The sequence below is a fragment of the Streptomyces sp. NPDC001410 genome, assembly GCF_042895235.1.
GTDB lineage: Bacteria > Actinomycetota > Actinomycetes > Streptomycetales > Streptomycetaceae > Streptomyces.
In genome coordinates this window covers 253,812-268,146 of the sequence record NZ_JBIAWE010000006.1, presented here as the reverse complement: position 1 = coordinate 268,146, position 14,335 = coordinate 253,812, and the positions used below count along the sequence as shown (strand labels likewise).

Genomic DNA, 14,335 nt, shown 5'->3' with positions numbered 1-14,335 from the left:
TTTCGGGTCAGCCCGCCAGGTTGTCCGCCAGCTCCTCGCTGAGGTTGGCCTCCGTGCTCGGGATGCCCAGGTCGGCGGCGCGCTTGTCGGCCATCGCCAGCAGACGGCGGATCCGGCCGGCGACCGCGTCCTTGGTCAGCGGCGGGTCGGCGAGAGCACCCAGCTCCTCCAGGGAGGCCTGCTTGTGCTCCATGCGCAGCCGGCCGGCGGCCGCGAGATGCTCGGGCACCTCGTCGCCGAGGATCTCCAGGGCGCGCTGGACACGGGCACCAGCGGCCACAGCGGCGCGGGCCGAGCGGCGCAGGTTGGCGTCGTCGAAGTTGGCGAGCCGGTTGGCGGTGGCCCGCACCTCGCGCCGCATCCGGCGCTCCTCCCAGGCCAGCACGGACTCGTGCGCACCGAGCCGGGTCAGCAGGGCACCGATCGCGTCACCGTCGCGTACGACGACCCGGTCCACCCCGCGCACCTCGCGGGCCTTCGCCGCGATGGACAGCCGGCGTGCGGCGCCCACCAGCGCGAGCGCGGCCTCCGGGCCCGGGCAGGTCACCTCCAAGGAGGAGGAGCGGCCGGGCTCGGTCAGCGAGCCGTGCGCCAGGAAGGCCCCGCGCCAGGCCGCCTCCGCGTCACAGGTGGCCCCGGAGACCACCTGCGGGGGCAGGCCGCGGATCGGGCGGCCCCGGCCGTCGACCAGGCCGGTCTGGCGGGCCAGCTGGTCGCCGCCCGCGACCACGCGCACCACGTAGCGCGAGCCGCGGCGCAGGCCGCCGGGCGCCATCACGATCAGTTCCGAACTGTGGCCGAAGATCTCCAGGATGTCCCGCTTGAGCCGGCGGGCCGCCATCGCGGTGTCCAGCTCCGCCTCGATCACGATGCGCCCGCTCACCAGGTGGAGGCCGCCGGCGAACCGCAGAATGGCGGAGACCTCCGCCTTCCTGCAGCAGGTCCGGGTGACGGGGAGCCGGGAGATCTCGTCCTTCACCGCTGCCGTCATCGCCATGGGCCGATCCTTCCATGCATCCGAAAAATACGGTCGTACGCGGCGGCCAGCAGCTCCGGGTCGTGCCGGGGGCTGCCGTCGGTCCGGGCCACCGGCGCCAGCTCGACCGCGGCTCCCAGCCGCTTGGCGGCCTCGGTGAGCGAGTCGCGGTCGGGCACCGCGGCCTCGTCGGCCAGCACCACGTCCAGGGCGAGTTTAGGGGCGTGTCGCCCCAAAACCTCCAAATGACGCTGCGGGGAGAAGCCCTCGGTTTCTCCGGGCTGCGGGGCGAGGTTCAGGGACAGGACCCTGCGCGCCTTGGTCTCGGTGAGGGCGTCCAGCAGCTCCGGGACGAGCAGGTGCGGGATGACCGAGGAGAACCAGGAACCGGGGCCGAGCACCACCCAGTCCGCGTCCAGAACGGCCGCGACGGCCTCGGGGACGGCGGGCGGGTCGTGCGGCACGAGGTGCACGGACTGCACCTCACCGGGGGTGAGGGCGACGGTCGCCTGCCCGCGCACGGTGTCGACCTCGTCCGGGCGCTCCGGGTCGTGCCCCTTGACCAGGGCCTGCAGCTCCAGCGGCACGGCGGACATGGGCAGCACGCGGCCGTGCGCGCCGAGCAGCTTCCCGACCAGGTCCAGGGCCTGGACATGGTCGCCGAGCTGCTCCCACAGGGCCACGATCAGCAGGTTGCCGACCGCGTGGCCGTGCATCTCGCCCTGGGACTGGAAGCGGTGCTGGATGACCCGGGCCCAGGTCTGGCCCCAGTCGTCGTCCCCGCACAGCGCGGCCAGGGCCTTGCGCAGATCACCCGGGGGAAGCACCCCCAGCTCGTCGCGCAAGCGGCCGCTGGAGCCGCCGTCGTCGGCCACCGTGACGACGGCGGTGAGGTCGCCGGTGATCCGGCGCAGCGCGGCGAGCGAGGCGGACAGGCCCATGCCGCCACCGAGGGCGACGACCTTGGGCTGGGCGCCGCGCCGGCGGACCCGGCCGCCGCGGACCTCGACGGGGCGAGCCGCCCGCGCGTCGGTCGCGGCACGGCTCGAACGGCCCTCCGGCACCACCCGGCGCAGCCTGCTCAGCCGCGGTGTACGTTCCGTCATTCCCGTCCCATGTCCCGGTGTACGAGCACCGTCTCCACGCCCTCGGCCGCGAGACGTGCGGCGAGCTTCTCCGACATCGCGACCGAGCGGTGCTTGCCGCCGGTGCAGCCGATCGCGATGGTCACATACCGCTTGCCCTCGCGCCGGTACCCGGCCGCGACGAGCCGCAGCAGCTCGGCGTAGCGGTCGAGGAACTCCTTGGCGCCGGGCTGGTTGAAGACATAGGCGGCGACCTCCTCGTTGAGGCCGGTGTACGGGCGCAGCTCCGGGACCCAGTGCGGGTTGGGCAGGAACCGCATGTCCGCGACCAGGTCGGCGTCGACCGGCAGGCCGTACTTGAAGCCGAAGGACATCACGGTCGCCCGCAGCTCGGGCTCCTCCTCGCCCGCGAACTGGGCGTCCATCTTGGCGCGCAGCTCGTGCACGTTGAGGCTGGAGGTGTCGATCACCAGGTCCGCGTCGCCGCGCAGCTCGCGCAGCAGCTCGCGCTCGGCGGCGATGCCGTCGACGATCCGGCCGTCGCCCTGGAGGGGGTGCGGGCGGCGCACCGACTCGAAGCGGCGCACCAGGGCGTCGTCCGAGGACTCCAGGAAGACGATCCGGCGCGTGACGCCCCTGCTGTCGAGGTCGGCGAGGGACTCGCGCAGGTTGTCGAAGAACCTCCGCCCGCGGACGTCGACGACGACCGCGATCCGCGCCACGTTGCCCTGCGAGCGGGCACCCAGCTCCACCATGGTGGGGATCAGGGCGGGCGGGAGGTTGTCCACGACGAACCAGCCGAGGTCCTCCAGACACTTCGCGGCCGTCGACCGGCCCGCTCCGGACATGCCGGAGATGATCACCAGCTCGGGGATGGCCGCTTCGGGCGCCCCGGCCGGCGTGGCATCCGTACTCACCTGTGCTCCGTTTTCCTGAGCCGCCTGCTGCGGCTCCCCCGCGGCCGCCTGATCTCGGTCCGCTGCGGGCTGTGCGTCGTGCTCGGTCATCTCTCCTGCCCCCGTCGTTCGTCCGGGAGACCCGCGGACACGGGCTCCCCCGAGGAAACCGCCGTCGTATCGGGTTCCTCGTCATCAATGATCTCTCCGGTCGCCGTGTTCACGGCGGGTGCGGCCGGAGCCGCCTGGGCGAGGGCCACTGCGATGGTCTCGGCCGTCTTCCGGCCTATCCCGGGCACCTCCTGGATCTGCTCGATTGTGGCGGACCGCAGCTTCTTCACCGAACCGAAATGCTTGATGAGCGCCTGTTTACGGGTCTCGCCGAGGCCGGGCACGTCGTCCAGGGGACCGGCGCGGAAGCGTTTGGCGCGTTTGGCGCGCTGGTAGGTGATCGCGAAGCGGTGCGCCTCGTCGCGGACACGCTGGAGCAGATAGAGGCCCTCGCTGGAACGGGGCAGGACCACCGGGTCGTCGTCACCGGGCACCCAGACCTCCTCCAGGCGCTTGGCGAGGCCGCACACGGCGATGTCGTCGATGCCCAGCTCGTCCAGCGCCCGCCGGGCCGCCGCGACCTGCGGCTGCCCGCCGTCGACCACGACGAGCTGCGGCGGATAGGCGAACTTCCTGGGGCGGCCGTCGTCGTCCTTGAGGGAGCTGGTGAGGGGATCGCCCTCGCCGAGGACCGGCTCACCGTCGGTGAGTGCTTCCTCGCCTTCGGCCCACTCCCCCGTCTTCTCCTTCTCGGCGAGATAACGCCGGAAGCGGCGGGTGATGACCTCGTGCATCGAGCGAACGTCGTCCTGGCCGGCGAAGCCCTTGATCTGGAAGCGGCGGTACTCGCTCTTGCGCTGCAGGCCGTCCTCGAACACGACCATGGAGGCGACCACGTCGTCTCCCTGCAGGTGGGAGATGTCATAGCACTCGATCCGCAGCGGGGCGCTGTCCAGGTCGAGGGCGTCGGCGATCTCCTCCAGCGCCCGGGAGCGCGTCGTCAGGTCGGAGGCGCGCTTGGTCTTGTGCAGGGCGAGGGCCTGCTGGGCGTTGCGCTCCACGGTCTCCATGAGCGCCTTCTTGTCGCCGCGCTGCGGGATGCGCAGCGAGACGTTCGACCCGCGACGGCCGGTCAGCCACTCCTGGACCGGCTCGACCGGCTCGGGCAGGGCCGGGACCAGGACCTCCTTGGGAACGGCGTCCCCGGTCTCCTCGCCGTACAGCTGCTGCAGGGCGTGCTCGACGAGGGCACTGGTGGTGACCTCCTCGACCTTGTCGGTCACCCAGCCGCGCTGGCCGCGCACCCGGCCGCCGCGCACGTGGAAGATCTGTACGGCCGCCTCCAGCTCGTCCTCGGCGACGGCCATGAGGTCCGCGTCGGTCGCGTCGGCGAGCACGACCGCGTTCTTCTCCATGGCCTTCTTCAGGGCCTCGATGTCGTCGCGCAGGCGGGCGGCCCGCTCGTACTCCATCTCCTCGGCCGCCTCCATCATCTGCTTCTCCAGACGGCGGAGGTAGGTGCCGGTGCGGCCCGCCATGAAGTCGCAGAACTCCTCGGCCAGATCCCGGTGGTCCTCGGGGGCGATCCGGCCGACGCAGGGGGCGGAGCACTTGCCGATGTAGCCGAGCAGGCAGGGGCGGCCGGTGCGGGAGGCGTTCTTGAAGACGCCGGCCGAGCAGGTGCGCACCGGGAAGACCCGCAGCAGCAGGTCGACGGTGTCCCGGATGGCCCAGGCGTGGCCGTACGGACCGAAGTACCTGACGCCCTTCTTCTTGTGACCGCGCATCACCTGGACGCGCGGGAACTCCTCGTTCATCGTCACCGCGAGGTACGGGTAGCTCTTGTCGTCGCGGTACTTGACGTTGAACCGGGGGTCGTACTCCTTGATCCAGGAGTACTCCAGCTGCAGCGCCTCGACCTCCGTGGACACCACGGTCCACTCCACGGACGCGGCGGTGGTCACCATCGTCCGGGTGCGCGGGTGCAGGTTCGCCAGGTCCTGGAAGTAGTTCGCCAGGCGCTGACGCAGGCTCTTCGCCTTTCCGACGTAGATCACCCGGCGGTGCTCGTCACGGAACCTGTACACCCCCGGGGAGTCCGGGATCTCACCCGGCCTGGGGCGGTAGCTGGAGGGGTCGGCCATGTCTCACACCCTACTGGCGAGCACCGACACCGCGTCGCGCCTGTGGACAACGCCCACCGGCGCGGATCCCCCGGTCAGCCCCGATCGGTGCGGTCCCTCGCCGCACTGCCCCCGAGGGCTGCATTTCCGGCCATGCCGACCCCTGCGAACCTGCCGGCAGGGCACCCGGGCTGCCCTCCTGCGGCCCGTGGCGGCCTCGGCCCGCATGCGTAGGAGGTGCGGCTCGGCCAGGAGAACGCCGTGACCGGGTCCGAGGTGTTGTCGGGGTCTGGTCAACACGCTTCAATGCGGGGGAACTCGGGGCCGTGCACGCCGGCGTACGGACGCGGCGTGCGTGCACAGGGGCGTCTCCCGACGCCCACGGGGGTGGCCCCGCGCACCTGCGCCAGCGGTCTGACCAGCCGTCGCGACACCTCACAGAAAGGCCCCTGTGCATGCGGCACGCCACAGAGCACGCGGACGTCCCCACCGCGGAACTGGACACGGCCCTGCGGGGCGGCCCCTTCCACGTGGCGCTGCGCGCCGCGATCGCCGCCCGCGGACTGCCGCTCCAGCGTGTGCAGCATCATCTGTCGCGCCATGGGGTCAAGGTCGGTGTCACCAGCCTGAGTTACTGGCAGCAGGGCGCCCGCCGCCCGCAGCGCCCCGAGTCACTGCGCGCCGTACGGGCCCTGGAGGAGATTCTCCAGCTGCCGGACGAGTCCCTGATCCGGCTGCTCACCGAGTCCAGCGAACCCTCCTCCGTCCGGCGCCCCTCGGCCCGTTCCTACCGCTCCCTGATCGAGGCCTCCGACGCGCTGAACCGGCTCCAGGGCGACCTGGGCTGGTCCCTCGACGGCGGCCTGCACACCCTCGGCCACCACGAGCGGGTCCGGATCGGCGCCCGCCGCGAACTGGCCGGCCTCGAGTCCCACCACATCGTGCGGGCCCACCGCGACGGCGTCGACCGCTTCCTCGCCGTCCACCACGGCGACCCCGGCTGCAGCCCCCGCGCCATGGCGGTGCACGCCCTGGAGAACTGCCGGACCGGGCGCGTCCGCCTGGACCAGGACACGGGTGTACTGGTGGCCGAGCTCCTCTTCGGCACCCGGCTGCGCGCCGGCGACACCTTCCTCTTCCGGTACGGCATCGAGGACGGCACGGCGGGGGTCTCGCGCGAGTTCGCCCACGGGTTCGGCTTCCCGGGCGGTCAGTACGCGCTCCAGGTGCGCTTCGACCGGGCCGCGCTGCCGACCCGCTGCCACCGCTTCTCCCAGCACTCCCCCGCGGCGCCGCGCAGCGGCTGCCACGAGCTGACGGTCAGCGGGCCGCACCACAGCGTCCACGTGGTCGAACCCCGGATCCGTCCGGGCCTGGTCGGCATCGCCTGGGACTGGGAGTGACGCGGGCCGGAACGCCCGGAGCCGGTGGGGCGGGGGCCAGGTGCAAGTACCTGGGCGCCGCTCGACGGTGCGGTCCGTCAGGCGCCCGGACCGGCGATGATCCTGCCGTTCGACGCCTTCACCGGCAGCTCGTTCAACGGCACGGTGGCCGGCGTCTGGACCACCTTGCCCGTCACGGCGTCGAACTGGCTGCCGTGGCAGGGGCAGATCAGAGTCGTCCCCTGCAGCTTGTTGATGGGGCACCCCGCGTGCGTGCAGATGGTGCTGTACGCCTTGAGGGCCCCGCTCCCGTCCCGGCTGACCACCACGTTGTGGTCCCGGTAGAGCTTCGCGCCGCCCTTCGCGACCTCGCTCTCGGCACCGAGGTCGACCGGCGCGGTCGGGGTCGCGTCGGCGGTGGTGCCGCCCGGCGCCGAGCAGGCGGCCAGTCCGAGCCCTGCCACCGGAACCACGGCGGCTCCTCGAAGGACGGTACGACGACTCGTGGACGGGCGGGCCGATCGGGCGGACATCAGGTCTCCACTGGTCAGGGGATGTGCAGGCCGACGGTACCCGGACGGAACGGCCGACTCCGGGGCGGGGGTGGGAACGGGGAGGAGGGCGGATCCACGGGCGGCGCGGGCGCGTAAACGTTTGCGTAAGCGTTTACGCGGAGGTGGTGGATGGGATACCTTCCCGGCGTCCGACAGTCCTGCCGGCTCGACAGTCCCGCCTCTCGGCGGCTCGGCGGTTCAGCGGTTCAGCGGTTCAGCGGTTCAGGGAGAGGAAAACGCGATGGCCACCATGGCGGACGTCGCCCGGAGTGCCGGAGTCTCCGTGGCGACCGTCTCCCACGTGCTCAACGGCACGCGTCCGGTGCTGCCCCACACCCGCCAGGCTGTGCTGGACGCAGTCGACGCCCTCGGCTACACGCCCAACACCCTCGCCCGCTCCCTGGTGACCTCCCGCACCCGCTCCATCGGCCTCGCGGTGTCGGCGATCAGCAACCCGTACTTCACGGAGATCCTGCAGGGCGTCGAGGCTGCCGCCCTGGAGGCGGGCTACAGCCTGCTCATCGCCGACCCGCACGACGACCCCGCGCACGAGCGGAAGGTCGTCCAACTTCTTCACGAGCGCCGGGTGGACGGCATGATCGTCGCCCCCTCCGCACACCCGCACGACCTCGTCGCCTACCTCGGCCGCCACGAGGTTCCGACGGTGTTCCTGGACCGGGTGCTCCCCGAGCAGGCCCGTTTCGATCAGGTCTGCGCCGAGAACGAGGGTCCGACGGCCCGCCTCGTCACCCATCTCGCCGGGCTCGGGCACCGCCGGATCGGCCTGGTCGCGGGCCTGCCCGGGCTCAGCACCACCGGTGAGCGGATCACCGGCTACCAGCAGGGACTCGCCGCCGCCGGGCTGGCCCACGACGAGGGCCTCGTGGTGTCCGGCAACTCCGAGTCGGCGGGTGCCGAGCGGGCCACGGCCGTGCTGCTCTCCCTGCCGACGCCGCCCACGGCGCTGGTCACCGCCAACAACGCCATGACCATCGGCGCCCTGCGCGCCCTGCGCCGGGAGGGCCTGACCGTCCCGGACGACATCGCCCTGTGCTGCTTCGACGACTTCGCCTGGGCCGATCTGTTCTCGCCCCGGCTCACCGCCGTCGCCCAGCCCAGCAGGGAGATCGGCGCCCAGGCCGTCCGGGTGCTCCTGGACCGGCTGGACGACCCCAGCCGGCCCGCCCGGACCGTCCGGCTGCCCTGCACCCTCGTCCACCGCACCTCCTGCGGATGCCCGGAGGACCGGGACGAGATCGCAGGTGCAAGAGACGCAAGGCCGGCCGGGACCGGTGGGAAGACCGAACCGTCCGCGCTCTGCGCACATTCCGCCTCCGCACATTCCGCGCTGCCCGCGCTGTCCGAGAAGGGAACGCCTCGTGATCGTCGTCGCCGGTGAGGCACTGATCGACCTGGTACCGCACGGCCCGGGTGCGCTGGCGGACCTGAAGCCGGCGCTCGGCGGCGGCCCGTACAACACCGCCGTGGCCCTCGGCCGCCTCGGCTCCCCGACCGCGTTCTGCTCCCGCACCTCGCACGACGCCTTCGGCGAGGCCCTGCTGGACGGGCTGCGCCGGGCCGGGGTGGACGTGTCCGGCGTGCAGCGCGGCACCGAGCCGACCACGCTCGCGGTCGCCACGATCGACGGCGGCGGCTCGGCCGCCTACTCCTTCTATGTCGACGGCACCGCCGACCGTCTCTTCAGCGCCCCCGCCGGTCTCCCCGCCGGCACGCGCGCGGTGTCCTTCGGCACCTGCTCGCTCGTCCTGGAACCGGGGGCGGGCGCCTACGAGGAGCTGATGCGGACCGCGGCCGCGCAGGGCCTGTTCACCGCCCTCGACCCCAACATCCGGACGGGCCTCATCCCGGACGCGGACGCCTACCGGGCGCGTTTCAAGAGCTGGCTGCCCTCGGTGACGCTGCTGAAGCTGTCCGCGGAGGACGCGGAGTGGCTGGGCGGCACCCCGCGCGAGTGGCTGGCCGCGGGACCGGCGGCCGTCGTGGTGACCCGGGGCGGCGACGGTCTCACCGTCCACACCCGGGACGGCGCGGAGTACTCCGTACCGGGCGAGAAGGTCGAGGTCGTGGACACCATCGGCGCCGGTGACACGGTGAACGCGGCCCTGCTGCACGGCCTGTCCGCTCAGGACGCGCTGTCGCCGGAGGGACTCGCCGCCCTGGGACGGGACGGCTGGCGGCGACTGCTGCGGTTCGCGGCACGCGCGGCGGCGATCACCTGCTCACGCGCGGGTGCGGAGCCGCCGTACGCGGCCGAGCTGGGCGAGTTGTGAGCGGTCTCTTTCCTCTGTGCTCGTGTCAAGGTTCGGCCGAACCCGCGGTTCGTGGAACGGCCGGACCGCGGAGCCGGGGTGGCTGATGGTGGAACGAGCGGCGCCCCGCGGGGAGTTCCCGCGGGGCGCCGCTTTTTTGATGACGTGTCAGGGCATGACCCGAACCGGCCTCAGGCCTTGCGGGCCCGCGTCGTCGTCTTCTTCGCCGGTGTCGTCTTCTTCGTGGCCCCGGCGGCCTTCTTGGTCGCCGTGTTGTTGGCCTTGGCCGTCACCGTCTTCTTCGCCGTCGACCTGGCCGCGGCCGTCTTCTTGGCCGCCGCGCCACGCGGTGCCTTCACCGTTGCCGCGTCGCTGATGCGGTCGGCGTCGAGGATCTCGCGCAGGAACTTGCCGGTGTGGCTGGCCGGAACGCCTGCGATCTCCTCGGGCGTACCCTCGGCGACCACGAGGCCACCGCCGGCGCCGCCTTCCGGACCCATGTCGACGACCCAGTCGGCGGTCTTGATCACGTCGAGGTTGTGCTCGATGACGATGACCGTGTTGCCCTTGTCGACCAGGCCGGCGAGGACCTTCAGCAGCTTGCTGATGTCCTCGAAGTGCAGACCGGTGGTGGGCTCGTCCAGGACGTAGACCGTGCGTCCGGTGGAGCGCTTCTGCAGCTCGCTGGCGAGCTTCACACGCTGGGCCTCACCGCCGGACAGGGTGGTCGCGGACTGGCCGAGCCGCACGTACCCGAGGCCGACGTCCTTCAGCGTCCTCAGGTGCCGGGAGATGGCCGGAACCGCCTCGAAGAACTCGGTCGCCTCCTCGATCGGCATGTTCAGCACGTCGGCGATGGACTTGCCCTTGTAGTGGACCTCCAGGGTCTCCCGGTTGTACCGGGCGCCGTGGCAGACCTCGCACGGGACGTAGACGTCCGGGAGGAAGTTCATCTCGATCTTGATCGTGCCGTCGCCCGCGCAGTTCTCGCAGCGGCCGCCCTTGACGTTGAAGGAGAACCGCCCGGGCAGGTAGCCGCGGACCTTCGCCTCGGTGGTCTCGGCGAACAGCTTGCGGACGTGGTCGAAGACGCCGGTGTACGTCGCCGGGTTGGACCGCGGGGTGCGGCCGATGGGCGACTGGTCGACGTGCACGACCTTGTCGACGAGGTCGTCGCCGTCCACGCGCGTGTGCCGTCCGGGGACGCTGCGCGCGCCGTTCAGCTCGCGGGCCAGGTGCGTGTAGAGGATGTCGTTGACCAGCGTCGACTTGCCGGATCCGGACACGCCCGTGACGGCCGTGAACAAGCCGAGCGGGAAGGACACGTCGATGTCCTGCAGGTTGTTCTCCCTGGCGCCGTGCACCGTCAGCCGACGGGTCGGGTCCTGCGGGCGCCGTACGTCCGGCAGCGGGATGGACTTGCGGCCCGAGAGGTACTGGCCGGTCTGCGACTCGGCGTTGGCGAGCAGTTCCTTCAGGGAGCCGCTGTGCACGACCTTGCCGCCGTGCTCGCCGGCGCCCGGACCGATGTCGACGATCCAGTCGGCGACCTTGATCGTGTCCTCGTCGTGCTCCACGACGATGAGCGTGTTGCCCATGTCGCGCAGTCGGACGAGGGTCTCGATCAGCCGGTGGTTGTCGCGCTGGTGCAGGCCGATGGACGGCTCGTCCAGGACGTACAGGACGCCGACGAGGCCGGAGCCGATCTGGGTGGCCAGGCGGATGCGCTGGGCCTCGCCGCCGGACAGGGTGCCGGCCGCGCGGTTGAGGGAGAGGTAGTCGAGGCCGACGTCGACCAGGAAGCGCAGCCGCTCGTTGACCTCCTTCAGGACGCGCTCGGCGATCTTCTTGTCGCGGGCGCTCAGCGTCAGCTCGCCCAGGAAGTCCGCGCAGTCGCTGATCGACATCGCGGAGACCTCTGCGATCGACTTCTCCATGATCGTGACGGCGAGGACGATCGGCTTCAGGCGCGTGCCCTCGCAGGAGGGGCAGGGCACCTCGCGCATGTAGCCCTCGAAGCGCTCGCGGCTGGCGTCGCTCTCGGCCTCGCTGTGCCGGCGCTTCACGAAGGGCACCGCACCCTCGAAGGGCGTGGTGTACACGCGCTCGCGGCCGTACCGGTTGCGGTACCGGACCTCGATCTGGGTCTTGTGGCCGTGGAGCAGGGCCTTCTTGGCCCGCTGCGGCAGGCCCGCGAAGGGGATGTCGGTACGGAAGCCGAGCGCGTCCGCGAGGGCGCCGATCAGGCGGCCGAAGTAGTCCTTGGTGTGTCCGTGCGACCAGGGGTGGATGGCGCCCTCGTCCAGGGACTTGTCCTCGTCCGGGACGATCAGCTCCGGGTCGACCTCCATGCGCGTGCCGATGCCGGTGCACTCGGGGCAGGCGCCGAAGGGCGAGTTGAAGGAGAAGGAGCGGGGCTCCAGCTCCTCGAAGGACAGGTCGTCGTACGGGCAGTACAGGTGCTCCGAGTACATGCGCTCGCGCTCGGGGTCGTCCTCGGGGAGGTCCACGAAGTCGAGCACGACCATGCCGCCGGACAGGCCGAGGGCGGTCTCCACGGAGTCGGTGAGGCGGCGCTTGGCGGAGTCCTTCACCGTGAGGCGGTCGATGACCACCTCGATGGTGTGCTTCTCCTGCTTCTTCAGGGTCGGCGGGTCGGACAGCTGGATGGTCTCGCCGTCCACGCGCGCGCGTGAGTAGCCCTTGGTCTGCAGGTCGGCGAAGAGGTCGACGAACTCGCCCTTGCGCTCGCGCACCAGCGGCGACAGCACCTGGAAGCGGCTCCCCTCCGGCAGCTCCAGGACCTTGTCGACGATGGCCTGCGGCGACTGGCGCGAGATCGGGCGGCCGCACTCGGGACAGTGCGGCTTGCCGATGCGCGCGAAGAGCAGACGCAGGTAGTCGTAGACCTCGGTGATGGTGCCGACCGTCGAGCGCGGGTTGCGCGAGGTCGACTTCTGGTCGATGGAGACCGCCGGGGACAGACCCTCGATGAAGTCGACGTCCGGCTTGTCCATCTGACCGAGGAACTGGCGGGCGTACGAGGAGAGCGACTCCACGTAACGGCGCTGGCCCTCGGCGAAGATCGTGTCGAAGGCCAGCGAGGACTTGCCCGACCCCGACAGGCCCGTGAAGACGATGAGCGAGTCACGCGGCAGGTCGAGCGAGACATTCTTCAGGTTGTGCTCGCGCGCGCCACGGACGATGAGACGGTCGGCCACGCCGGTCCGCACCTTTCTTGAGAGAAGTGACAGGGGCGGGGCCCCCGTGCTTCTTCGAGACTAGGGGGAGCCACTGACAACGCCGGTCGGATTTCCCGGTTGCATAACAACCCCCGGTCATCCAGCATGCCCGACGCCACCCCCGACGATATAGCACGTGCTTTCGATTTTCGGTGGAGGTTCACCACCTTCACCCAAACGTGTGGCGGGGCTAAGGTCAGGCCCATGATTGATCACGCTCATGACCTGGCCTGTGTACGCGAAGCGACCGAGCGGCTCCTCACCGCTGTCGCCAAGCTGGACAACGCATCTCTCGCCGAGCCGTCACGCCTGCCCGGCTGGACCCGCGGACACGTCCTCGCTCACCTCGCCCGCAACGCGGACGCGCTCGTGAACGTCCTCGACGGCCGCCCCATGTACGCGAGTGCCGAGGCCCGGGACGCCGACATCGAGCGGGACGCCCCGCGCCCCCTGGACGTCCAGCTCGCCGACGTGCGCGAGAGCGGGGCCCGCTTCCAGGAGACGGGGGCCACGCCTGCGGACTGGACGCGCACGGTGGAGCTGCGCAACGGGGTCACCGACTCCGCGTCCCGGGTGCCGTTCCGGCGCTGGGCCGAGGTCGACCTGCACCATGTGGACCTCGGGACCGGGTACGAGCTGGAGGACCTGCCGGCTGAGTTCACCGAGCGGGAGATCGAGTTCCTGGCACAGCGGTTCTCCGGGCACCCCGACGTCCCGGCGACCCGCGTCACGGACGGCACGCGCGCGTGGAGCACGGGACGCGAGGCCGCCGAGCCCGAGATCACGGTCACCGGGTCTCCGGCGGACCTGCTGGGCTGGCTCGCCGGACGCCGCGAGGGCGCCGCGCTGGAGGCCACGGGCGGCGCGCTCCCGAAGCTGCCTCCGCTGTAGCGCGACGACGGCCCGCCGGGCACTCCCCCGCTATAGGCTGATCACCATGACGTACAGCGGAGAGGTCAAGGTCGGCGGCCCGGCGGACGTGCACGAGCTGAAGGACCTGATGATCACGAAGATCGCGGTCGGCCCGATGGACAACAACGCCTATCTGCTGCGCTGCCGGGCCACCGACGAGCAACTCCTGATCGACGCCGCCAACGAGGCACCGACCCTGCTCACCATGATCGGCGACGACGGCATCGCGTCCGTCGTCACCACCCATCAGCACGGCGACCACTGGCAGGCGCTCGCCGAGGTCGCCGCCGCCACGGGTGCCCGTACGTACGCCGGCCGGGAGGACGCCCCGGGCATCCCGGTGCCCACGGACGTCCTGGTCGACGACGGTGACGTCATCAGGGTGGGGCGCGTGGAACTCACCGCGCGTCACCTCGTGGGGCACACTCCGGGCTCCATCGCGCTGGTCTACGACGACCCGCACGGCCACCCGCACGTCTTCACCGGGGACTGCCTCTTCCCGGGCGGCGTCGGCAACACGCGCAAGGACCCGGCGGCGTTCGCGAGTCTGATCCGCGACGTGGAGACGAAGATCTTCGATGTGCTGCCGGACGAGACCTGGGTGTACCCGGGGCACGGCAACGACACCACGCTGGGGGCGGAGCGGCCGCATCTGCCGGAGTGGCACGCGCGCGGGTGGTGATGTTCCGGGCGCCTGATGGCTCGGGGCGCCTGGTTCGTGGCCTCGCGCCCCTGGTGAAGCGGACGTAGCTCAAGAAGTCGGCGATTCCGCGCCGGGCGCGCGCCCCGTGTGAACTGTTCGCACGCGCCGACGGCGCATGCGCGCTCCCCTCGCGCCGTGTCA

At 71.5% G+C, this 14,335-nt stretch carries 11 protein-coding genes; 5 read left to right on the top strand and 6 right to left on the bottom strand.

The window, feature by feature from the left end; translation table 11 throughout:
- Window positions 1–7: 7 nt before the first annotated feature.
- From whiA to uvrC, 4 genes are read right to left on the bottom strand one after another with little or no spacing between them, the layout of a single operon-like run.
- Window positions 8–997 carry a DNA-binding protein WhiA gene (gene whiA, locus ACFY3C_RS15125; RefSeq protein WP_071381536.1) on the bottom strand — a complete coding sequence of 330 codons (990 nt, stop codon included), beginning with the start codon at window positions 995–997 and terminating at the stop codon, window positions 8–10.
- On the bottom strand, window positions 988–2,082 hold the full coding sequence (gene yvcK / locus ACFY3C_RS15120; RefSeq protein WP_386574097.1) for a uridine diphosphate-N-acetylglucosamine-binding protein YvcK: 1,095 nt from the start codon (window positions 2,080–2,082) through the stop codon (window positions 988–990). Before yvcK ends, whiA begins: the two co-directional genes overlap by 10 nt.
- Window positions 2,079–3,068, bottom strand: coding sequence for an RNase adapter RapZ (rapZ, locus tag ACFY3C_RS15115; protein WP_386574098.1), 990 nt, complete (start codon window positions 3,066–3,068; stop codon window positions 2,079–2,081). Before rapZ ends, yvcK begins: the two co-directional genes overlap by 4 nt.
- Window positions 3,065–5,152 carry an excinuclease ABC subunit UvrC gene (gene uvrC / locus ACFY3C_RS15110; protein WP_390771025.1) on the bottom strand — a complete coding sequence of 696 codons (2,088 nt, stop codon included), beginning with the start codon at window positions 5,150–5,152 and terminating at the stop codon, window positions 3,065–3,067. Before uvrC ends, rapZ begins: the two co-directional genes overlap by 4 nt.
- A gap of 434 nt (window positions 5,153–5,586) precedes the next feature.
- Here uvrC and ACFY3C_RS15105 point away from each other — a divergent pair, with 434 nt between their 5' ends.
- Window positions 5,587–6,534, top strand: a complete 948-nt coding sequence (locus tag ACFY3C_RS15105; RefSeq protein WP_390771024.1) for a hypothetical protein — start codon at window positions 5,587–5,589, stop codon at window positions 6,532–6,534.
- A gap of 77 nt (window positions 6,535–6,611) precedes the next feature.
- Here the strand turns inward: ACFY3C_RS15105 and ACFY3C_RS15100 are convergent, their stop codons facing one another.
- Entirely contained in the window at window positions 6,612–7,046 is a 435-nt protein-coding gene (locus ACFY3C_RS15100; RefSeq protein WP_386574102.1) for a Rieske (2Fe-2S) protein, read from the bottom strand.
- A gap of 262 nt (window positions 7,047–7,308) precedes the next feature.
- On the opposite strand from ACFY3C_RS15100, the gene ACFY3C_RS15095 reads away from it, so the two are divergent.
- Window positions 7,309–8,466, top strand: coding sequence for a LacI family DNA-binding transcriptional regulator (locus tag ACFY3C_RS15095; RefSeq protein ID WP_386574104.1), 1,158 nt, complete (start codon window positions 7,309–7,311; stop codon window positions 8,464–8,466).
- Window positions 8,447–9,358, top strand: coding sequence for a carbohydrate kinase (locus tag ACFY3C_RS15090; RefSeq protein WP_390771023.1), 912 nt, complete (start codon window positions 8,447–8,449; stop codon window positions 9,356–9,358). Before ACFY3C_RS15095 ends, ACFY3C_RS15090 begins: the two co-directional genes overlap by 20 nt.
- Before the next feature lie 170 nt (window positions 9,359–9,528).
- Here the strand turns inward: ACFY3C_RS15090 and uvrA are convergent, their stop codons facing one another.
- Window positions 9,529–12,558 carry an excinuclease ABC subunit UvrA gene (uvrA, locus tag ACFY3C_RS15085; protein ID WP_390771022.1) on the bottom strand — a complete coding sequence of 1,010 codons (3,030 nt, stop codon included), beginning with the start codon at window positions 12,556–12,558 and terminating at the stop codon, window positions 9,529–9,531.
- Between the two features lie 225 nt (window positions 12,559–12,783).
- On the opposite strand from uvrA, the gene ACFY3C_RS15080 reads away from it, so the two are divergent.
- Together ACFY3C_RS15080 and ACFY3C_RS15075 are read left to right on the top strand one after the other, a co-directional pair.
- Complete coding sequence (locus ACFY3C_RS15080; RefSeq protein ID WP_386574107.1) at window positions 12,784–13,470, top strand: maleylpyruvate isomerase family mycothiol-dependent enzyme; 687 nt, start codon at window positions 12,784–12,786, stop codon at window positions 13,468–13,470.
- A 46-nt stretch (window positions 13,471–13,516) separates the two neighbouring features.
- Entirely contained in the window at window positions 13,517–14,173 is a 657-nt protein-coding gene (locus ACFY3C_RS15075; RefSeq protein ID WP_386574108.1) for an MBL fold metallo-hydrolase, read from the top strand.
- Window positions 14,174–14,335 lie beyond the last annotated feature (162 nt).

Excerpts from the sequence above, each read along its gene's own strand:
- whiA (WP_071381536.1), bottom strand. The coding sequence starts at position 997 with ATGGCGATGACGGCAGCGGTGAAGGACGAGATCTCCCGGCTCCCCGTC.
- ACFY3C_RS15100 (WP_386574102.1), bottom strand. The coding sequence starts at position 7,046 with ATGTCCGCCCGATCGGCCCGCCCGTCCACGAGTCGTCGTACCGTCCTT.
- yvcK (WP_386574097.1), bottom strand. The coding sequence starts at position 2,082 with ATGACGGAACGTACACCGCGGCTGAGCAGGCTGCGCCGGGTGGTGCCG.
- rapZ (WP_386574098.1), bottom strand. The coding sequence starts at position 3,068 with ATGACCGAGCACGACGCACAGCCCGCAGCGGACCGAGATCAGGCGGCC.
- uvrC (WP_390771025.1), bottom strand. The coding sequence starts at position 5,152 with ATGGCCGACCCCTCCAGCTACCGCCCCAGGCCGGGTGAGATCCCGGAC.
- ACFY3C_RS15095 (WP_386574104.1), top strand. The coding sequence starts at position 7,309 with ATGGCCACCATGGCGGACGTCGCCCGGAGTGCCGGAGTCTCCGTGGCG.
- ACFY3C_RS15105 (WP_390771024.1), top strand. The coding sequence starts at position 5,587 with ATGCGGCACGCCACAGAGCACGCGGACGTCCCCACCGCGGAACTGGAC.
- ACFY3C_RS15075 (WP_386574108.1), top strand. The coding sequence starts at position 13,517 with ATGACGTACAGCGGAGAGGTCAAGGTCGGCGGCCCGGCGGACGTGCAC.
- ACFY3C_RS15080 (WP_386574107.1), top strand. The coding sequence starts at position 12,784 with ATGATTGATCACGCTCATGACCTGGCCTGTGTACGCGAAGCGACCGAG.